This window comes from Paraburkholderia sp. GAS348, assembly GCF_050434205.1.
Taxonomy (GTDB): Bacteria; Pseudomonadota; Gammaproteobacteria; order Burkholderiales; family Burkholderiaceae; genus Paraburkholderia.
Genome location: NZ_JBNPVT010000003.1, coordinates 425,351 through 446,180, shown reverse-complemented (window position 1 = coordinate 446,180; position 20,830 = coordinate 425,351). Strand labels below are relative to the sequence as shown.

Here is a 20,830-nt window from a genome sequence, read left to right as displayed (position 1 = left end):
CGCGGGCGCTTGAACCCGCGCCATGCTCAACGCGGTCGGTCAATATCCCGATTCATCCATTGAAGTATTGCGCGAGGCGGTCGATCTTTCGCATCCGGCCGCGGTCCGCGCCGTTGCGGGTCTGGTGGACGCGGGTCTCGTCGAAAAGAAATCCGGCACGGATAAACGTTCCGTCGCGCTTGCTTTGACCGCTTCCGGCAAGCGCGAAGCCAAACGCCTGCAAACGGCGCGCGAGCGACATGCTGATGTTGCAACTGGCGATCATGAGCGGCGCGCTCGTTGCCTATACGCTCGGCTTACGCGAAGGCCGGCGTCAACCCGATCGATCGTCGTCGATGGGCTGACGCCTCAAGTGAGACGGTTGCGTTTCAAGCCGATTGAACAAGCCTGCCTGGAGCGGTTTGCATTCAACCAGCCGCGCGTGCATGAGAGCGCCAGAATCGTCGAGGCGCGAGCGTACCTCATCAACATACGAATTCGCTTTTTTGCGATAGAAGTCCTCTATATATTCGGGCGTTGAAAGATGGACGCTGATACTGGATGACTTTTATGGGGCTCGCGGTGATATCTGATCCGTGCCCGGTCAGCATCCGATAAACCTTTGTTTATTGGCCGGACGGTGAATGACAACCCAACTGAAGACGATTTCCCGACATCGCAGCATCCGTTATGGCAACGGAGGCGCACTTTCACGGTGCGTGAGCGGTTTGGCCGTTGGTGCATTGCTGACCCTGTCGGCTTGCGCGGGAACCGGACTGCCCGATGACCCATTCGCCGGAGAGGGCGCGGCGATGGCGATGGTGCCGATCAATCATACGGACCGTTACGCCGTTAACATCTTTATCGACAAGTACTGGGCGGGAGATGCAACGAGGCAATCAGGAGGAGGCAAGGCTGCCTGCTGCTACCCGGGTCTTGAGGATTGGAGTCAACCCGTTACGGTCACGTGGACGTGGGGCTGGGAAGAAGATCCCAAGACAAAAGCAGTTCTGAAACCAGACGAACAGCGCACGGTTGTCGCCCGTTTCCCGGCAAGCGGCCCGCACAGCGATCACGATCCGATGAAGGACGACGCTTACGTCTGCGTGATTCTGCGTGACCTCGACAAGGCAGAACTTGCGTTTTCGCCTACTGCTTCAGGCTGCGCCGATCAGTAACTCTCAAATCAAAAGCGTTTAAGGGGAAACAGATGACCGTTCGCCAAGCCGGCGCACCAATTGCCGACCAGGAATTCAAGCTGGCCGCCCGTCAGGGCGGAGACAAGCTCATTGGTGAGCTCTTTCGCCCGGATAACAAAGACGGCCCGCACTCTTTCAAAGACGCCAAATGCCGCCTGTATCCCAAGCTCAGCTTCTTCTTCGACGGCACCAACAATAATCTGGACCGGGACACCCCGCTTAACCGTCTGTCGAACGTCGCCAAACTCTTCAGGGCTGCGATCGATGACCGGAAGAAACGAGGGATATCCGCTCGCTACATCCCAGGCGTTGGCACACCGTTCAAGATTCGTAAGATCATGGGCTACACCGACGCACTCGGGGATGATCAGGGCGGCATGCTAGGACTCGGGTTGGGCGCCGGTGGCGACATGCGCATCAAGTTTGCGCTCGCCGAGTTTTCCCAAATCCTCGAACGCGAATGGAGTCCACCTTCATGGAAATACATGCAGTTCATCAGCCTCGCCATCTTCGGCTTCTCGCGTGGAGCTACTGAGGCGCGTGCCTTCGTGCGAAAACTGATTGAAACCCGGTGCGAGCGCACCGATGGTGGCTTGAGGTGGAAAGCGCCGGATGGCGAGCGCGTGCCGCTGCGTATCAGGTTCATGGGGCTGTTCGATACGGTCGCGTCGGTCGGCGGACCCGCACTGCATCTCGATTGGGGTGCGGAACTGGCGATCCCGCCCGAAGTGGAGCGGTGCGTGCATTACGTCGCCGCACACGAGGTAAGACAGGCGTTTCCACTCGACTCCGTGCGGGTAGACCGCGCCTATCCCGCCAACTGCGAGGAAGTCGTCTACCCCGGCGTGCATTCGGACGTGGGCGGCGGCTACGCGCCCGACGAGCAGGGCCGCAGCAACCGGCTGTCGCGCATCCCGCTGCGCCATATGCTTGCCGAGGCGCTGCGTGCTGGCGTACCGCTGCAACTGCCGGAGCAGATGGATACAAAACTACGCGCAGATTATGAGCTAGGTGACGACGATCCGGTGGTGAGCCTGTATCGCGGCTACATGGCGGCCCTGCCTGCTGCGAGCGGCAGCGACGTGGAATCACTGATCCAGGCCCATCGCCGTCTGAACTTTCAGTGGCGCAGCATGATAGCCCGGCAGTCCACCGACACGCGCGTACTCGGGCAGCTCTATGGCAAGGTCAGTCGGACAGCCTGCGCGAGCGTGCCACCCGCCACCGATAGCGATCATCCCGCCTGCTCGCCCAACAGGTGGGTCTATGACGTCCCGCCCCGTCCTGAAGAACAGGCGCGGCAACTGCTTGCCGAGCAGCGCCGCCTCGTGCAGCGGGTCGCGTTTCTGCGCAACCCCGTCGATCCGCGCGCCGGCAGCCGCGACTGGCCGCCACCGGCACCGCGTCCACGAAGCGCCTATGAAGAACAGATTCTTGCTGCGTGGGATGAGCAAAACGCAGTGCCATCCGCGGTGGACGGATTGCTGGCGGAATACGTGCATGATTCAGTGGCGCACTTCACGTCGTGGCCGTGCGCGTTGTACGACCCGCGCGGCATTCATTGCGACCAATCCAGCTACCAGGCCAACAATCGCGGCATCCGCCAACCTGGCAATGCCGCTGCGACCTAGCTGCGTTGCCCGGTGAGCGGGCGTGTCGTCGATAACGTGACAGAGAACCCGCGCGACCGCTATCGAGGCCAGCGGGCAAGCGCAATCCGTATCGACATGTGCCGGATGCGCCGCGCCGCTGGTTGCCGCTATTACGAGCAAAAACACGCGTCGAATGCAAGCACGGCTGCTTTCAAATGCAAGCCGCTACACCTGGCGTTCAGCCACCTTCCGCTGCCGCCAAAGACACAACAGATCGCACGCAATATGCGCGGCCGCAATCGCCGTGATCTCGCTCTGGTCATACGCGGGCGCCACTTCCACCACATCCGCGCCCACCAGATTCAACGCACCGAGCCCACGCACAATGGCCAGCCCCTGTGCCGACGACAAACCGCCCGCCACCGGCGTACCCGTGCCGGGCGCGAACGCCGGATCGAGACAGTCGATATCGAAGGTCAGATACGCGGGCCGCTTGCCGACAATCGACGTGATCCGCTCCACCGCGGCTCGTGCGCCATGTTCGTGGACCCACGCGGCGTCGAGGATATTGATCCCCATAAAATCGTCGTTCCACGTGCGAATGCCGACCTGCACCGAGGTCTTCGGGTCGATCAACCCGTCTTTCACTGCCTTGTAGAACATCGAGCCGTGATTCAGGCTGTCCGGGCTGTCGTCGGCCCAGGTATCGCAGTGGGCGTCGAAATGGATCAGCGAGAGCGGCTTGCCATACTTCTCCGCATGCGCAATCAGCAGCGGATACGTAATGTAGTGATCGCCGCCGAGCGTCAGCATCTTCGCGTCCGAGCGCAGGATCGTGCGCGCATGATCGACGATCGACTCCTTGATCGTCATGGGATTGTGCGCGTCGAACCAGCAATCGCCGTAATCGGTCACGGCAAGATCGTCGAACGGATTGAAGCCCCACGGATACGGGTGCAACTCCGACAACTGCACGCTCGCCGCGCGCACCGCCGCGGGGCCGAGACGCGCGCCTGAGCGGAACGTGGTAGCCAGATCGAGCGGCACGCCGGAGACCACGACGTCGACGCCGTCGAGTTCGCGGGTGTATTTGCGGCGCATGAACGACAACACACCCGCATAGGTGTTTTCGATCGACGAGCCATAAAGCGACGAACGACGGATCGCGCCGTCGCCATAAACGAGTTCAGTCATAGATGACCTGATACCTGATAAACATGCCGGAGCCGCACGCGGGGCTTCCTGGTGATGCGTACGGCGTCCGGCTTCGGATTCATTGGGAACGCGACGGCGCCCTGCTGCGCGTCGCCGCGCTGGCTTGCGAATCCTTTAGCGCAGCCGAACGAGCGTGGACTTCAGCTCGGTGTACTTCTCCAGCGCGTGCAACGACTTGTCACGGCCGTTGCCCGATTGCTTGTAACCGCCGAACGGGAAATTCATGTCCCCGCCTTCGTCGTAGCAATTGACCCATACCGTACCGGCACGCAGCTTGCGCGACACCTCATGCGCGGTGGTCAGGTTCGAGGTCCACACGGCAGCGGCGAGACCGTATTCGCTGTCGTTAGCGATCCTGATCGCTTCCTCAACCGTGTCGAAAGTAATCACCGACAACACCGGCCCAAAGATCTCCTCACGCGCAACCTTCGCCCCGGAAGCCGGGATATCGAAGATGGTAGGTTCGATATAAAAACCACCGGTCTCCTGCTTGACGCGCGATCCACCCAGCAACAGCTTCGCTTCGGCGCGGCCCGCTTCGACATAACCGAGCACGCGTTCGAGTTGCACGTTGTCGACGATCGCGCCCATCGAGGTTTGCGGATCCAGCGGGTTGCCCGGCGTATAGCTGCGCGCGGCGGCGATCAGCTTGTCGAGGAACACGTCCTTGATATCGCGATGCACGAGCAGGCGCGAACCGGCGGTGCACATTTCGCCCATGTTGTAGAAGATCGCGCCGGCCGCCGCATTGGCCGCGCGGTCGAGGTCGGGGCAATCGGGCATCACGATGTTCGGCGACTTGCCGCCGAGTTCGAGCCAGACGCGCTTCAGGTTCGACTGGCCGGCGTATTGCATGATCAGCTTGCCGACGTTGGTCGAGCCCGTGAAGGCGAGACAGTCCACGTCCTGATGCAGCGCCAGCAGCTTGCCCGGTTCGCCTGCTCCCGGCACCACGTTGAACACGCCGTCGGGGATGCCCGCATCCAGCGCGAGCTGAGCGAGGCGAATCGCTGTAAGCGGCGACTTCTCCGAAGGCTTCAACACGACACTGTTACCCGCGGCGAGCGCTGGGCCGAACTTCCACGACGCCATCAGGATCGGGAAATTCCACGGCACCACCGCGGCGACCACACCGATCGGCTCGCGCGTCACGAGGCCCACCAGATGATGATCGGCCGGCGCGACCTCGCCGCCGACCTTGTCGATCGCTTCAGCGAACCACTCGACGCAATAGGCCGCGCCCGGCACGTCCACCGAGGTGGTGTCGGCGATCGGCTTGCCTGCGTCCAGCGTTTCGAGCAGCGCGAGTTCGTCCCTATGCTCGCGGATCGACGCGGCCCACCGCAGGAGAATCGCCTTGCGCTTGCGTGGATTGAGGCCGGACCACACGCCGGAATCGAACGCGCGGCGTGCGGCTGCCACGGCGGCGTCGACATCCGCCGCACCGCTATCGGCCACCTTGGCAAGCAGCTTGCCGTCGATCGGGCTCAGGCAGTCGAAGGTGCGGCCGCCTGCGGCGTCACGGTACTCGCCGTCGATAAACGCACGGCCTTCGATCGAAAGCGTAGCGGCTTTGTCTTGCCAGAAAGCGAGAGATTTCTTGTCCATCAGGATGCCTCAATGTTATGCGCTCGACGCACGCCGGCTCCGATTTCGAGCTGCCTGGAACTGCGTCGCGGCGCGTTGGCGCGGAGTCTTTAGAACGTGGGCGGCGAATTGGCCGACACGATCTCGCAGAGATGCTCCGCGCTGGGATTGCGAAAACGATGCGGTAGACGGCTTTCGAAGTAATAGCTGTCACCAGGGTCGAGCAGCCACGTGACGCCATCCACCGTCAGTTCGATCTGACCGCGAACCACCACCCCGCCCTCGTGCCCCTCGTGCGCCAGCATTTCCGGCCCCGTATCCGACAGAGGCTGATAGACCTCGCGCAGAATGCCCATGTTGCGGTCTTTCACACTGGAGCCCGCGAGATAGAACTCGATCGACTCATTGCCGAGATTCGGCATGTCGGCGCGGCGCGACACGACACAGCGCTCCACTTCGACCTCAAAGGTGAAGAACTCGGCAAGACTCATCGGTATGCATTCGAGCAGCTTCTTCAGTGACCCAACCGACGGACTCACGCGGTTCTGCTCAATCAGCGAGATCGTGCCGTTGGTCACCCCTGCCCGTTTGGCCAGTTCACGCTGGGACAGGCCATTCTTCTTACGGATGTACTGCAGGCGGGTCGCTACTTCTATGGACATCGCTAGGTTCTCTGACATGGGAGACGATCGAGGCGCGTGAGCTCGGGCAACCTGCACCCGCGAGTGTTGAATATTCTAATCACTTTAATCGTCGCGCCGCTGGGGAAAACCCTGAAAGGATTCCGAAATATGACGTGCGCAATGAATGTTCCCACAGGCTGAGATTCTGACGACACCCCCGGGAAAGCCCTGATAAATCTTTTATAAAAATGATTTGACGGCATTATTGGCTCGTATACGATGGTTCTCAGGCGATCGTCATGCCGACGTCACGAAGCACGAAAGGGTGTTTTTTGATGCAGCGAACCCGGTTCGCATAGGTCAAAGGCGATCATCCCAGCGTGATGTTTCTTTAAACGCCCCGTGCGTTTTTCGAGCAAGCGTTCAATACTTTCAACGTCGCTAGTCGAGTGTAATCGTGAGAGTCCGAGGCCCTTTGGTGAGATGGAATCGTAGTCAGGCGAGTTGTCCTCGCGCTGACGGCGCCATCGCCGACGGCAGCAACGGCAGCCTTGCGTTCCGCCGCTTCCTGTCCGTCTTCACGATCCTGTCCCGCCGTTCAGTTCGACGTCACAACTCCATCTCCGCGCGCGCCTTCATTGCCGTACGCACGGACGAAGTCGCCTCGCTGCTGCCGTAGCGCCTCCCCCCTTTTCTTTGCCGTTCGATTTGTCCGGTTGCGTGAGCGCGCTCTCTTGAGTCAGGCGTTCGTGCATGTGCGGCGCCGTCTGCCGCCTATGCGCCTCATAGGGATTCCTATGCGCCTCATACGGATCAGATCAGTTGCGCGTCGCAGCGGATCGAATCGAACGGCCACCCCCGACTACCACGCGCGGCGCGTTCTGTTGACGACGGACGCCTGCACTACGCCGGTGGCCTGACGCCTTACGTCCGGTTGCGGAATCGTGTCGCGCTGTGTTTAACGTTGTTCATGCCGCGTCCCGCGGGGAACATACACGTCTATCCGATATGCGAAACAAACCTCTCGTCGGCATCAGCGCCGACAGAACGATGATGGGAGTCCACCCGTCGCACGTCACCGGCGAGAAGTACATCGCCGCGATCGTGGACGGCTCCCAGGCGCTGGCCATGTTGTTGCCGGCGCTCGGCGAGCGTCAGTCCACCGAGGACGTGCTGGACGCCGTCGACGGCTTACTGTTTACCGGCAGCTATTCGAATGTCGAGCCGCATCGCTACGGTGGTCATCCCAGCGCGCCGGGCACGCTGCACGACGCCGCACGCGATGCGACGACGCTGCCGCTTCTGCGCGCGGCGATCGCCGCCGGCGTGCCGGTGCTGGCGGTATGCCGGGGCTTTCAGGAAATGAACGTGGTGTTCGGCGGGACGTTGCATCAAAGCGTTCACGCGGTGGCCGGCTTGAACGACCATCGCGAGAACAAGGAAGACGACCTCGACGTGCAATACGCACCGTCGCATTCGATCGCGCTGACGCAGGGCGGCTTGTTGCAGCGCCTCGCGGGCGGCACGAATGAAGCGCGTGTGAATTCATTGCACGGTCAGGGCGTCGAGCGGTTGGGCGTGGGACTGGTGGCTGAAGCCACCGCGCCGGACGGATTGATCGAAGCGGTGAGTGTGAAAGATGCGCGTGCCTTCGCGCTGGGTGTGCAGTGGCACCCGGAATGGAAGCATGCCAACGACGCGCTTTCCACCGCGATCTTTCGCGCCTTCGGCGATGCCTGCCGCGATCGAATGCGCACCAAGGCCGGCTATGGCGCGGCATCCGCCGCTGCCACGCATGCCTGAGCCGGTCGCGCACCAAAACTGAGAGAATAACCATGCATGAAATCGACGAATTCCTGAAGAAGAACCGCGTCACCGAAATCGAAGCGATCATTCCGGATATGGCCGGGATCGCACGCGGCAAGATCATTCCGCGCAGCAAGTTCGAATCGGGCGAGTCCATGCGCTTGCCGCAGGCGGTGATGATCCAGACCGTCACAGGGGACTATCCGGAAGACGGCACGCTCACCGGCGTCACCGATCCGGACATGGTGTGCGTGCCCGACGCCAGCACCATCCGCATGATTCCGTGGGCCGTCGATCCGACCGCCCAGGTGATTCACGATTGCGTTCACTTCGACGGCACGCCCGTCGCGATCTCGCCGCGCCGTGTGCTGCGCCGCGTGCTCGAACTCTATAAGGCCAAAGGCTGGAAGCCGGTTATCGCGCCCGAACTGGAGTTCTACCTGGTCGACATGAACAAGGACCCGGATCTGCCGCTGCAACCGCCGATCGGCCGGACGGGCCGTCCGGAGACCGGCCGCCAGGCGTATTCGATCGAAGCGGTCAACGAATTCGATCCGCTGTTCGAAGACATCTATGAATACTGCGAAGTGCAGGAACTGGAAGTCGACACGCTGATTCACGAAGTCGGCGCCGCGCAGATGGAAATCAACTTCATGCACGGCGATCCGCTGAAACTCGCCGACAGCGTGTTCCTGTTCAAGCGCACGGTGCGTGAAGCCGCGCTGCGTCACAAGATGTACGCGACCTTCATGGCCAAGCCGATGGAAGGCGAACCGGGCTCGGCGATGCACATGCACCAGAGCCTCGTGGACGAAGAAACCGGCCAGAACCTGTTCACCGGTCCGGACGGCAAGCCCACGTCGATGTTCACCGGCTATATCGCCGGCCTGCAGAAATACACACCGGCGCTGATGCCGATCTTCGCGCCGTACATCAACTCGTATCGCCGCCTGTCGCGCTTCATGGCCGCGCCGATCAACGTGGCATGGGGTTACGACAACCGCACGGTGGGCTTCCGGATTCCGCATTCGGGCCCGGCCGCGCGCCGCATCGAAAACCGCATTCCGGGTGTGGACTGCAATCCGTATCTGGCGATCGCAGCGACGCTGGCTGCCGGGTATCTTGGCATGACGCAAAAGCTCGAACCGACCGAGCCGCTGCTCAGCGACGGTTACGAACTGCCCTACCAGTTGCCGCGCAATCTGGAAGAGGGGCTGACGCTGATGGGCGCGTGCGAACCGATGGCCGAGATTCTCGGCGAAAAATTCGTCAAGGCTTACCTCGCACTGAAAGAAACCGAATACGAAGCGTTTTTCCGCGTGATCAGCTCGTGGGAACGCCGGCATTTGCTGCTGCACGTTTAAGACCGGATCCAGGGTCTCTATTCACGACGTCGCCCGCAAACGCGAAAAAATTGGAGGCAGTATGAGCTACAGAACAGAAGAAGTCGCTTACGTGCAACCGGCGCAACCCAGCGCCGCCGCAAGCGTACAAGCCACGCAACAACGCAGCACCGCCGAATACCGCGCACTCGACGCCGCGCACCACATCCATCCGTTTTCGGATATGGGTTCGCTCAATCGCGCCGGCAGCCGCGTGATCGTCAAGGCGCAAGGCGTGTACCTGTGGGATTCGGAAGGCAACAAGATCATCGACGGCATGGCCGGCTTGTGGTGCGTGAACGTCGGTTATGGCCGCAAGGAACTGGCCGACGCCGCGTACCGGCAAATGCAGGAACTGCCCTTCTACAACACCTTCTTCAAGACGACGCATCCGCCGGTGATCGAACTGTCGGCCTTGCTCGCGGAACTGGCACCGGAACCGTTCAACCACTTCTTCTATTGCAACAGCGGTTCGGAAGGCAACGACACCGTGCTGCGCATCGTCCATCAATACTGGGCGACGCAAGGCAAGCATTCGAAGAAGTTTGTCATCTCGCGCAAGAACGGCTATCACGGTTCGACGATCGCCGGCGGCACGCTGGGCGGCATGGGCTACATGCACGAACAGATGCCCTCGAAGGTCGAGAACATCGTGCATATCGACCAGCCGTATTTCTTCGGCGAAGCAGAAGGCAATCTGACGCCGGAAGAATTCGCGCTGGCCCGTGCGCAGCAACTCGAAGCGAAGATCCTCGAAATCGGCGCGGACAATGTCGCCGCGTTTATTGGTGAGCCCTTCCAGGGCGCGGGCGGCGTGATCTTCCCGGCTTCAACTTATTGGCCGGAAATCCAGCGCATCTGCCGCAAGTACGACATCCTGCTGGTCGCCGACGAAGTAATCGGCGGCTTCGGCCGGACCGGCGAATGGTTCGCGCATCAGCACTTCGGTTTCGAGCCGGATCTGATCACACTGGCCAAGGGCCTGACGAGCGGCTATGTGCCGATGGGCGCAGTCGGTCTGCATGATCGCGTGGCCAAAGCGATCATCGAGCACGGCGACTTCAATCACGGCCTCACCTACTCCGGTCACCCGGTGGCGGCAGCCGTGGCGGTGGCCAATCTGAAACTGCTGCGCGACGAGAAGATCATCGAGCGCGTCAAAACCGACACGGGTCCGTACTTCCAGAAGAAGCTGCGCGACACCTTCGCCAATCACCCGATCGTCGGCGAAATCTCCGGCGCGGGTCTGGTGGCCGGTCTGCAACTCGCAGAAGACCCGAAAGCGCGCAAGCGTTTCGCCAATGGCGGTGACGTCGGTACGATCTGCCGCGACTTCTGCTTTAATGGCAACCTGATCATGCGCGCCACCGGCGACCGGATGCTGCTCTCACCGCCGCTCGTGATCAATAAGCTGGAAATCGACGAGATCGTTTCGAAGGCCAAAAAAGCCGTCGATGCGACCGCACAACAACTCGGAATTTCGTAACGGCAGTTTGTTCCGGCATGGGCACACCCACAAATCACGCTCATGCCGGTTCTTCATATCAAGGGAAAAAACCATGAGCGTTTGTCATCTTCGTCATGCGGTCGCGGGGGCCGCGCTTCTCGCCTTCACGGGTTTTGCGGCGTTGTCGGTTACGCCGGCCCTTGCGGCCGACACGGAACTGAATGTCTACAACTGGTCGGACTACATCGCCAAGGACACGATTCCGAACTTCGAGAAGCAGGACGGCATTCACGTCAAATACGACAACTACGATAGTGACGATACGTTGCAGGCCAAACTGCTCGCGGGCAGCTCCGGTTACGATATCGTGGTCCCGACGTCGAACTACATGGCCAAGCAGATTCAGGCCGGCGTGTATCAGAAGCTCGACAAGTCGAAGCTGCCGAACCTCGCGAACCTCGACCCCGTGTTGATGAAGATGATTACCGATGCCGATCCGGGCAACCAGTACGGTGTGCCCTGGGCTTACGGCACTGACGGTGTCGGCTACAACGTGCAAGCCGTGCAGAAGGCGCTCGGCGCCAATGCCCCGGTGGATAGCTGGGCACTGGTGTTCGACCCGGCCAATCTGTCGAAGTTGAAGGGCTGCGGCGTGTCGTTCCTCGATCAGCCCGTCGACGTCTTCGCTGCCGCGCTGCAATACATGCATAAGGACCCGAACAGCACAAACCCCGCTGACTATCAGGCAGCGTTCGAACTGCTGAAGAAAGTCCGCCCGTATATCACCCAGTTCAACTCGTCGGGCTACATCAACGACCTCGCCAACAACGACGTCTGCGTCGCGGTGGCATGGTCGGGCGACGTCGGCATCGCCAGCCGCCGCGCTGCAGAAGCCAAGCGTTCATACGAAGTGAAATTCTCGAACGTCAAGGAAGGCGGCCTGCTGTGGTTCGACGTGATGGTGATCCCGAAAGACGCCCCGCATCCTGAAGCCGCACTGAAGTGGATCAACTACATCGAAGATCCGAAGGTCAACGCTGCCATCACCAACGAAGTGTTCTACCCGACCGCGAACAAGGCCGCGCGCCAGTTCGTCACACCGGCGGTCGGTCAGGACAAGACCGTTTATCCGGGCGACGAAGTGTTGAGCAAGATGACACTGATGAAGCCGATGCCGACCGATGTTCTGCGCCTTGAAAATCGTCTTTGGGCGCAGCTTAAAACCGGCCATTGATTAAGCCAAATTAAAAAGAATCGATCCCGCGCTCAGGGATCGCTCGAACCCTGAGCGCATGAATGGCAGTAACGGTAGTCAGCCTGCGCGCTTCCAGCGTCCCACCTGCGCGCAGTCCCATGTTTTCCGATCGCAGCGCATTTGTGAGCCGCTTTCCGCGCCTCGTATGGAGACACTTGCGCCCGTGATCCGCAAGGAATGGTTACATCATGAACTCGACGACACAAAAAAGCGCAGCCGGCGCCACCCAGATGGCCCGCCCCGCATCGACGACAAAATCGAAACCAGACGAATTCGTTCGCATCGAAAACGTCGTGAAAAAATTCGGCGACAGCACCGCTGTCGACAACGTCAACCTGAGCATTGCGAAGAATGAGCTGTTCGCGCTGCTCGGCAGCTCCGGCTGCGGCAAGTCCACGCTTCTGCGCATGCTCGCAGGGCTCGAGACGGTGACGTCCGGGCGCATTTTTGTCGACGGCGAAGATCTCGCCGCGATGCCGCCGTACAAGCGGCCGGTCAACATGATGTTCCAGTCGTACGCGCTGTTCCCGCACATGAGCGTCGAAGCGAATATCGCGTTCGGCCTCAAGCAGGAAGGCGTGCCGAAGAACGAGATCAAGGAACGCGTCGGCGACGCGCTCAATCTCGTGCAGATGAGCAAATACGCGCAGCGCAAGCCGCATCAGTTGTCCGGTGGACAGCAGCAGCGTGTGGCGCTGGCCCGCTCGCTCGTCAAGCGCCCCAAGCTGCTGCTGCTCGACGAACCGATGTCGGCGCTCGATAAAAAGATCCGCCAGAAAACCCAGCTCGAACTGGTCAACATCATCGAGAAGGTCGACGTGACCTGCGTGATGGTCACGCACGATCAGGAAGAAGCCATGACGATGGCCGGGCGCCTCGCGGTGATGAGCGAAGGCCGCATCGTGCAGATCGGCTCGCCCAGCCAGGTCTACGAGTTTCCGAATAGCCGCTTCTCGGCGGAGTTCATCGGCTCGACCAACCTGTTCGAAGGCACAGTGGTCGCGGATGAACCGGATCACATCTTTGTCGAAAGCGAGGACCTCGAATCGCGCATCTATGTGAGCCACGGCATTACCGGCCCGCTCGGCATGCCGGTAGGCATCTCGGTGCGTCCGGAACGCGTGAAGGTCTCGCTCGACAAGCCTTCTACGCCGCACAACTGGGCGCGCGGCGTGGTCTCGGACGTCGCGTACATGGGCAGCTATTCGCTGTATCACGTGCGCCTGCCGAGCGGCAAGACGATCGTGTCGAATCTCTCCAGCTCGCACCTGATGAGCGAAGGTGCCCCTTCCTATAACGACGACGTGTTCGTCTACTGGTCGCCGGCTAGCGGCGTGGTGCTGACGCAATGAGCAATCCCACTACCTCCTCCCCCGCGGCGCTCGGCGCGCCGTCCGGCAGCCGTCTGCTCGGCTCGCTGAAACAACGCCTTTCCATGCTGCTGCCGTCGGGCCGCACGACCGTGATCGGCGTGCCGTTCCTGTGGCTCTTCGTGTTCTTCGCGTTGCCGTTCGTGCTGGTGCTGAAGATCAGCTTCGCCGATCTGCGCCTGGGCATTCCGCCGTACACGGATCTCGTGACGGTCAAGGACGGCATGGTGCATTTGGCGATGCAGCTCGGCCACTACGCGTTCCTTCTTCAGGACGATCTGTACGTCGCGACGTATATCAGCTCGTTGAAGATGGCCGGGATCTCGACCTTCTTCTGCCTGCTGATCGGCTATCCGATTGCGTACTACATCGCCCGCTCGGAACCCACCAGGCGCAACCTGCTGATGATGGGCGTGATGCTGCCGTTCTGGACGTCGTTCCTGATCCGCGTTTATGCATGGATCGGCATCCTGAAGGACGACGGCCTGCTCAATCACACGCTGATGGCCATCGGCATGATTCATTCGCCGTTGCGCCTCTACCACACGGATATTGGCGTCTATATCGGCATGGTCTATTCGTACTTGCCGTTCATGGTGATGCCGCTGTATGCGCACCTGGTGAAGATGGATCTGACGCTGCTCGAAGCGGCCTACGACCTCGGCTGCAAACCGTGGACCGCCTTCACGCGCATCACGTTGCCGCTGTCGAAGAACGGCATCATCGCCGGCAGTCTGCTGGTGTTCATTCCGGCGGTCGGCGAGTACGTGATTCCTGAACTGCTGGGCGGCGCCGACACGCTGATGATCGGCCGTGTGATGTGGGATGAATTCTTCAACGATATGGACTGGCCGATGGCATCCGCCGTCACCGTCGCCATGGTTCTACTGCTGCTCGTGCCGATGGCCGTGTTCCAGTACTACCAGGTCAAGGAACTGGAGGGCGCGAAATGATCAAGCCTAATAAAACGCTGTCCACGACTGTACTCACCATCGGGTTTCTGTTTCTGTATATCCCGATCATCAGCCTGGTGGTGTATTCGTTCAACGAGTCGAAGCTCGTCACGGTCTGGTCCGGCTTCTCGCTGAAATGGTATGGCGCGCTGCTGCAGGACGACGAACTGCTCAATGCCGCGTGGCTGTCGCTGAAGATCGGCCTGCTGACCGCGTTCGCCTCCGTCGTGATCGGTACGTGGGCAGGGTTCGTGCTGGCCCGCTTCGGACGCTTTCGCGGCTTTACGCTGTTCGCCGGCATGATCAACGCGCCGCTCGTGATTCCCGAAGTGATTCAGGGCATCTCGCTGCTGTTGCTGTTCGTCGCGCTCGAACAGATGCTCGGCTGGCCGAAGGGCCGCGGTCTCTTCACGATCTGGATCGGCCACGTGATGCTGTGCGTGTCCTACGTGGCGATCATCGTGCAATCGCGGGTGAAGGAGCTCAACAAGTCGCTCGAAGAAGCCGCGCTCGATCTCGGCGCCACGCCCCTCAAGGTGTTCTTCCTGATCACGCTGCCGCTGATCTCGCAGGCGCTGATGTCCGGCTGGCTGCTGTCGTTCACGCTGTCTTTCGACGACCTCGTGCTGTCCGCGTTCCTGTCGGGTCCCGGCTCGACCACGCTGCCGCTCGTCGTATTCTCGCGCGTGCGCCTCGGTTTGAATCCGGAAATGAATGCGCTGGCAACTATCTTCATCACCACGGTGACGATCGGCGTAATCGCCGTCAACCGCTGGATGCAGCTGCGTGAACGCAAGCGCAACCGCGACATGCAGATGGCTTTCGCACTCGCCGAAGCCGCCGACCCCTTGCCGTCAGCACCACAACAAGCCGCCGTACGGAAGTCGCTCGATACGGCCAGCGCATAAGAAGTCTTTTTGCAATACGACTAATAAGGAGAATTTTGCATGAGAAAGAAGCTCATCTGTCTGTTGGTGGCGGGGAGTCTGCCTGGCTTTGCCATGGCGGACGCCACCAGCGACCAGATCAAGGCGCTCCAGGCCCAGCTCAACGCACTGCAGAAGGAGGTGAAGCAGCTGCGCTCGGAGGTAGCATCCAAGCCTAAAGCGGCTACGGCTGCGGCTGCGGCCACACCGGCCCCGGCGCCGGCCGTCGCGGAAGCGCCGGTGGACATCTCTTCGCCGGACTACGGCAAGGCACGCGCGACGCTGACCAACGACCAGGTCGATTCGATGAAGCAGCAGCTCGCCAACCAGCAGCTGAAGGTCGATTCGCTGGTGGACGCGCAGAATACCGGCCCTCTCGCGGGTCTGTCGGTGACGGGCTATATCGATCCGACCTATATCTACAACCGCGCGGCTAGCAGCTCGTCGTTCCTGTTCGCGAACCACGAAAGCAGCTACAACTACTTCAACAGTACGTTCGGCGATCTGTACCTCGACATCAAGAAGACCTTCGGTGTCGGCCCGATGGCGCCTTCCGCCGAGGTCACGTTGATGCCGAACCGCGGCAACGGCATCACGTTGCTGGCCAACGAGCACGGCAATATCGGCAACAACATTCTGAATACGGCTGTCGTGACCGTCCCGGTGACGGCAACGACGACCTTCGTGGCCGGTTTGATGCCGAGCTTCGGCGGCTATGAAGTGCAGCAGTCAAACCAGATGCTGACGCTCACGCACAACCTGCTGTATGACTTCTCCGATCCGGGCAGCTATGTCGGCGTCGGCGTGAACTACACGGGCGACGGCAGCAACTGGGCATGGAAGTTCATGCTGGGCAACGAACAGTACCGCACGTATGGCTCGGTGGTGCAGACGGGCACCAATGCGCTGGGCGACCCGATCAGCAGCAGCAACAAGATCCCGACCTTCACGGCTCGCGTCGACTACACGTGGTCGAGCGCGCTGGATATTGGCGGCTCGTTCAATATCGGCCGTCAGACTTTGGCTAGCGCACAGGCAACCGACGCCAACGGCAACCCGATTCCGGGCTCGTTCGTCTACGGCGTGGGCGGTCAGGCATCCAACGCCTTCGGCACGTTCTTCTTCGGTGAAGCGGATCTGGCCTACACGCAGGCCGACGTCCAGTACAACGCCGAAGTCGACTACGGCCAGCAGCAGAACGCCGCATTCAACGGCGGCCAGGCACAATGGTACGGCCTGTCGCTGCTCGCGCACCGCAAGTTCAGCATGCCGGTGGTGGGCCGCATGGGCTTGACCGCTCGCTATGACCTGCTGGTCGACAGCAAGAACGGCGGCGGCGGCGGCGGCGTTGCGCTGAATGCGAACGGCATGGACACGGCTGACGGCTTCGGCATCGGCGCGGACTGCCTCGCCAATTCGAAGACGAACGGCGGCCTCGGCTTCGAGTGCAGGGGCGCAATCCATCAGGACGCCGCGCTCGATCTGTTGTTCTACCCGACCCAGCAGATCACGGTCAAAGTGGAATACCGTCACGACTGGGCGAACAAACAGGTGTTCCTGAAGAACGACGGTTCGTACGGCAAGTCCAACGACCTGCTCGCGACGCAGTTCATCTACTCGTTCTAAAACGACCCGCCTCATCGCGTGGCCCGGTTTGACCGCGGGCCACGCGCCAAGGTCTCTTCCGCATGCTCTGCCTATGCTCCGATTCTCAAACCAGCCTCACGTCACCTCGTATTACGCAGCAACCGCTAACGACACCACCCGCCATCCCCCGCTCGAAGAAACGCTCAACGTCGACGTTTGCGTGATCGGCGCGGGCCTCACCGGCATCTCGACCGCGTTGAATCTCGCCGAACGCGGTCATTCGGTCGCGGTGCTCGAAGCATCGAAAGTCGGCTGGGCCGCGAGCGGCCGCAACGGTGGCCAGTTGATCGGCGGCTTTGCCTGCGATATCGACACATTCGCGAAGTTCATGCCCGCGGATGACGTGAAGCGAGTTTGGAACATGGGGCTTGAAACCCTGGATATCGTCAAGGAGCGCGTCGCGAAGCATCAGATCGACTGCGACCTGACCATCGGCTATCTAACCGCGGCGAACAAGCCGCGCGATACGGATGCGCTGCAAAAATGGCGCGACGAAGCGCAACGGCGCTTCGGCTATGACCGCTTCAGTTATGTCGACGCCGATGGCGTCTGCGACTATGTTCAATCGCAACGCTACCTCGGCGGCCTGTTCGATGCGGACAGCGGCCATCTGCATCCGCTGAACTACACGCTCGGCCTGGCGCGCGCGGCACGCGCCGCCGGCGTACAGATTTTCGAAGACAGCTGCGTCACCGCGCTGCGCCAGGAAAACGGCCGGCATGTGGCCGAAACCGCGCGCGGCAAGGTGAACGCGCAATTCGTCGTGCTCGCCTGCAATACCTATCTCGGCGAACTCGCACCGGATCTCGCCAGCAAGATCATGCCGGTCGGCACCTACGTGATCGCCACCGAACCGCTCGACCCCGATCGCGCCGAAGCGCTGATGCCGGCAAAAGCGGCCGTGTGCGACAGCCGCTTCGTGCTGGACTATTTCCGGCCAGCCCCGGACAACCGCCTGCTGTGGGGCGGCAAAGTCAGCTATTCGACCTTCGAGCCGCGCAACCTCGCCGAGGCGATGCGCCGCGATATGCTGAAGACCTTCCCGCAACTCGACGATGTCAAAATCGACTATGCGTGGGGCGGTTTCGTCGACATTACAATGAATCGCGCGCCGCATTTCGGCCGGCTGTCGCCCACTATGTATTTCGCGCAGGGCTTCTCCGGCCACGGCGTGAACACCACCGGCCTCGCGGGCAAGCTGATCGCCGAGGCGATCGACGGCCAGGCGTCGCGCTTCGATCTGTTCGGCAAGATTCGTCACCGCGACTTCCCCGGCGGCGCTACACTGCGCACCCCTGCCCTCGTGCTTGCGATGGCCTGGTACCGAATGAAGGACCTGCTTTGATGAATGCTCCGACGCCTGGCTTTAACACCCTCGACCGCCGCGCCGATGCGCTGATCGCCAACTCCTACTACGAAGCGAGCGCCACGCGTCTGTTTGCCGACGATCCGACGCTCGACGGCGCCCTGGAGGCCGACGTCTGTGTGATCGGCGCGGGCTTCTCCGGTTTGTCGGTGGCCTTGGAATGCCGGGCGCGCGGGTTATCGGTGGTCGTACTCGACGCGCACCGTCCGGGTTGGGGCGCATCGGGCCGCAACGGCGGCCAGACCCTGGTCGGCTTCGCGAAAGACGAGATCATCGAACGTCAGCTCGGTCTCGACGGCGCGCGTGCTGCGTGGGCGATGTCGGTGGAGGGTGTCGCTTTGGTGCGCGAGCGCATCGAGCGTTACGGCATCGATTGCGATTTCACCGCCGGCTATCTGACGGTGGCGACCAAACCGAAGCGCGTACCGGATTTGCGTTCGTGGATGGAGTCGGCCTCGCAACGCTGGGGCTATACGAAACTCTCGTGGCTCGATACCGATGAAGTGCGTTCACGCGTCGCTTCGCAACGCTATCTGGCCGGCGTCTACGATCCGTTTTCCGGCCATCTGCATCCGCTCAAATACTGCCTCGGCCTCGCCGATGCGGCACGCCGTGAAGGCGCCCAACTGTTCGCGCATTCGCCGGTAATCGAAGTCGTGCGCGGTGCGCGGCCTGTAGTGCGTACCGCTAGCGGCGAGGTGCGCTGCCGCTTCGTCGCGGCGTGCGGCAATGCGACGATCGGCGATGTATTGCCCGCGCCGGTGGCCGCGCGCATCGCGCCGATTGCGTCGTATATCGTCGCCACGGAGCCGCTAGGCAAAGCGCGTGCGGACGCCCTGATCAAAGGGCGCGAGGCGATTTGCGACAACAACTTCTTTCTCGATTACTTCCGTCTGTCGGCTGATCATCGCGTGCTGTTCGGCGGGCGCGCGAGTTCGACCGGCGCGTCGCCCGTGCAACTCGGCGAAGAGATTCGCAAGCGCATGATCGGCGTGTTCCCGCAACTCGGCGATGTGCGAATCGACTATGCGTGGGGCGGTTTTGTCGACGTGACGCGCAATCGCGCACCCGATTTCGGCTCGATCGATCCGAACTATTTCTACGTGCAAGGCTTTTCCGGGCACGGCGTCGCGTTGACCGGCATCGCCGGACGCGTGATTGCGAAAGCCATGGCCGGCGAGACGGCGGCCTTCGATCTGTTCGCACAGTTGCGGCATGCGCGCTTTCCGGGCGGTCCGGCACTGCGTGGGCCGGCGCTAGAACTCGGGATGATGTATCACCGGATTCTCGAGTTGTTCTAGGCGGCTCTTCCGGCAACGAGTTGAGTGCCTTTATTAGCGCCCGCCCATTGTGCATGTGCATCCCCCGCACATGCTGCACACCCAGAACCACGACTACGACCACGGCCGCCAATGTTCGCGTGCCTCATCGGCGCTGCGGCCCGAACATACGCGCCAACGCACGCGCGAGTTCCTTGACGGCGGCATCGGCTGTCGGGCGGTGAAGCAGCGCGATATCCATGGTTTCGATTGCAGGCAGCCCGCTTTTCGGTGTCAGCACGACGTGGTCCGCTGTCACCGCGCGCGCGGGCAGGAGACTGATGCCGAGACCATCGGCAACGGCCGCCTGGATTCCGCTCAAACTCGAACTGATGAAGCTCATCCGCCAGCGGCGTCCGAGCCCTTCGATCGCATTGGTCATGTCGTCACGGTACAGCCCGCGCGGCGGAAACGCGACGATGGGAATCGGATCAAGCTGGATCGAAGGGCTCTTCGCACTGTCGATCCACCTCAATTGCTCCGGCCAGCACGCGACCGCCTCGCGGCTGTTGCGCCGCTGCTTCACGAGGATCAGATCGAGGTCGCCGCGATCGTAGCTGTTGCTCAGGTCGCGGCTCAATCCGCTGGTCACTTCCAGCTTGACCTGCGGATGCTTGCGGTTGAACGCGGCGAGCATATGGGTTGTCGGGCCGCCGACGAAATCTTCCGGCACGCCCAGCCGGACAGTTAGCCCCACCGTCGCGCCCGACAGCGCCTCGATCATTTCATCGTTGAGGGCCAGCATCCGGCGTGCATAGGCGAGCAAGGTTTCGCCGGCATCGGTCGGCGTTACGTCGCGACTGCCTCGCTCGAGAAGCTTGTGTCCTGCCATGTCCTCCAGGCGCCGCACTTTCTGGCTCACGGTGGACTGGGTGGAATGAAGCCGTGCGGAAGCCGCAGTAAACGTGCCGCAATCGGCCACCATGACAATGGCCTTCAGCAGATCCAGATCGAACAACGGTGTACGTGCTTTGGCGTTGTGTTTCATCGAACCATTTGATCCTTGAATGCGGACGCCGATTTCTATCACGCATCAGGCAGGCCGGCAATCGCGCGCGGGCCTCATGAACGGCACATCGCTGCTCCGCTGCAGTCAGGCAACGCTGCGCCTGACAACGGCATACATCTGACCAATAGTATTCGGTTTCTAACTGACTGGCAGTT

Annotated in this window: 18 protein-coding genes; 14 read left to right on the top strand and 4 right to left on the bottom strand. The window is 61.4% G+C overall.

Translation table 11 applies throughout. The annotated features are described in order from the left end of the window. The first annotated feature begins 22 nt into the window (after nt 1–22). The 3 genes from P3T22_RS07490 (at nt 23) to P3T22_RS07480 (ending at nt 2,809) form a co-directional block, all read left to right on the top strand. Entirely contained in the window at nt 23–520 is a 498-nt protein-coding gene (locus P3T22_RS07490; protein ID WP_429324645.1) for a MarR family transcriptional regulator, read from the top strand. A 103-nt stretch (nt 521–623) separates the two neighbouring features. Then, complete coding sequence (locus tag P3T22_RS07485; RefSeq protein ID WP_429324644.1) at nt 624–1,157, top strand: DUF3304 domain-containing protein; 534 nt, start codon at nt 624–626, stop codon at nt 1,155–1,157. Nucleotides 1,158–1,189: 32 nt separating this feature from the next. Further along, nucleotides 1,190–2,809 carry a T6SS phospholipase effector Tle1-like catalytic domain-containing protein gene (locus tag P3T22_RS07480; RefSeq protein ID WP_429324643.1) on the top strand — a complete coding sequence of 540 codons (1,620 nt, stop codon included), beginning with the start codon at nt 1,190–1,192 and terminating at the stop codon, nt 2,807–2,809. A 186-nt stretch (nt 2,810–2,995) separates the two neighbouring features. Here P3T22_RS07480 and speB read toward each other — a convergent pair whose 3' ends face one another. From speB to P3T22_RS07465, 3 genes are all read right to left on the bottom strand, one after another. Then, nucleotides 2,996–3,964, bottom strand: coding sequence for an agmatinase (gene speB, locus P3T22_RS07475; RefSeq protein WP_063499503.1), 969 nt, complete (start codon nt 3,962–3,964; stop codon nt 2,996–2,998). 135 nt (nt 3,965–4,099) lie between these two features. After that, on the bottom strand, nt 4,100–5,593 hold the full coding sequence (locus P3T22_RS07470; RefSeq protein WP_429324642.1) for an aldehyde dehydrogenase: 1,494 nt from the start codon (nt 5,591–5,593) through the stop codon (nt 4,100–4,102). Between the two features lie 89 nt (nt 5,594–5,682). After that, entirely contained in the window at nt 5,683–6,234 is a 552-nt protein-coding gene (locus P3T22_RS07465) for a cupin domain-containing protein (RefSeq protein WP_063499505.1), read from the bottom strand. A gap of 436 nt (nt 6,235–6,670) precedes the next feature. On the opposite strand from P3T22_RS07465, the gene P3T22_RS07460 reads away from it, so the two are divergent. The 11 genes from P3T22_RS07460 (at nt 6,671) to P3T22_RS07410 (ending at nt 19,648) form a co-directional block, all read left to right on the top strand. Next, nucleotides 6,671–6,874, top strand: coding sequence for a hypothetical protein (locus P3T22_RS07460; protein ID WP_035516723.1), 204 nt, complete (start codon nt 6,671–6,673; stop codon nt 6,872–6,874). A 329-nt stretch (nt 6,875–7,203) separates the two neighbouring features. Continuing rightward, nucleotides 7,204–7,998, top strand: a complete 795-nt coding sequence (locus P3T22_RS07455; RefSeq protein WP_063499506.1) for a gamma-glutamyl-gamma-aminobutyrate hydrolase family protein — start codon at nt 7,204–7,206, stop codon at nt 7,996–7,998. Between the two features lie 32 nt (nt 7,999–8,030). Beyond that, a complete protein-coding gene (locus tag P3T22_RS07450; RefSeq protein WP_063499507.1) occupies nt 8,031–9,365 on the top strand; it encodes a glutamine synthetase family protein in 1,335 nt (444 codons plus the stop codon). Between the two features lie 61 nt (nt 9,366–9,426). Beyond that, entirely contained in the window at nt 9,427–10,869 is a 1,443-nt protein-coding gene (locus P3T22_RS07445) for an aspartate aminotransferase family protein (RefSeq protein ID WP_429324641.1), read from the top strand. Nucleotides 10,870–10,942: 73 nt separating this feature from the next. Further along, nucleotides 10,943–12,064: a polyamine ABC transporter substrate-binding protein gene (locus P3T22_RS07440; RefSeq protein WP_063499509.1), complete on the top strand. Its 1,122-nt coding sequence runs from the start codon at nt 10,943–10,945 to the stop codon at nt 12,062–12,064. A 209-nt stretch (nt 12,065–12,273) separates the two neighbouring features. Further along, nucleotides 12,274–13,437, top strand: a complete 1,164-nt coding sequence (locus P3T22_RS07435; protein WP_063499510.1) for an ABC transporter ATP-binding protein — start codon at nt 12,274–12,276, stop codon at nt 13,435–13,437. Beyond that, nucleotides 13,434–14,408, top strand: a complete 975-nt coding sequence (locus P3T22_RS07430) for an ABC transporter permease subunit (protein WP_063499511.1) — start codon at nt 13,434–13,436, stop codon at nt 14,406–14,408. Before P3T22_RS07435 ends, P3T22_RS07430 begins: the two co-directional genes overlap by 4 nt. Next, nucleotides 14,405–15,316, top strand: a complete 912-nt coding sequence (locus tag P3T22_RS07425) for an ABC transporter permease subunit (RefSeq protein ID WP_063499512.1) — start codon at nt 14,405–14,407, stop codon at nt 15,314–15,316. Before P3T22_RS07430 ends, P3T22_RS07425 begins: the two co-directional genes overlap by 4 nt. A 39-nt stretch (nt 15,317–15,355) precedes the next feature. Then, complete coding sequence (locus P3T22_RS07420; protein ID WP_429324640.1) at nt 15,356–16,960, top strand: DUF3138 family protein; 1,605 nt, start codon at nt 15,356–15,358, stop codon at nt 16,958–16,960. Nucleotides 16,961–17,033: 73 nt separating this feature from the next. After that, a complete protein-coding gene (locus tag P3T22_RS07415) occupies nt 17,034–18,326 on the top strand; it encodes an NAD(P)/FAD-dependent oxidoreductase (protein ID WP_063499514.1) in 1,293 nt (430 codons plus the stop codon). Next, nucleotides 18,326–19,648 carry an NAD(P)/FAD-dependent oxidoreductase gene (locus P3T22_RS07410; RefSeq protein WP_063499515.1) on the top strand — a complete coding sequence of 441 codons (1,323 nt, stop codon included), beginning with the start codon at nt 18,326–18,328 and terminating at the stop codon, nt 19,646–19,648. The genes P3T22_RS07415 and P3T22_RS07410 overlap by 1 nt, the downstream gene beginning before the upstream one ends. Before the next feature lie 124 nt (nt 19,649–19,772). On the opposite strand, the gene P3T22_RS07405 is transcribed toward P3T22_RS07410, so the two are convergent. Next, nucleotides 19,773–20,654, bottom strand: a complete 882-nt coding sequence (locus tag P3T22_RS07405; protein ID WP_063499516.1) for a LysR family transcriptional regulator — start codon at nt 20,652–20,654, stop codon at nt 19,773–19,775. Nucleotides 20,655–20,830 lie beyond the last annotated feature (176 nt).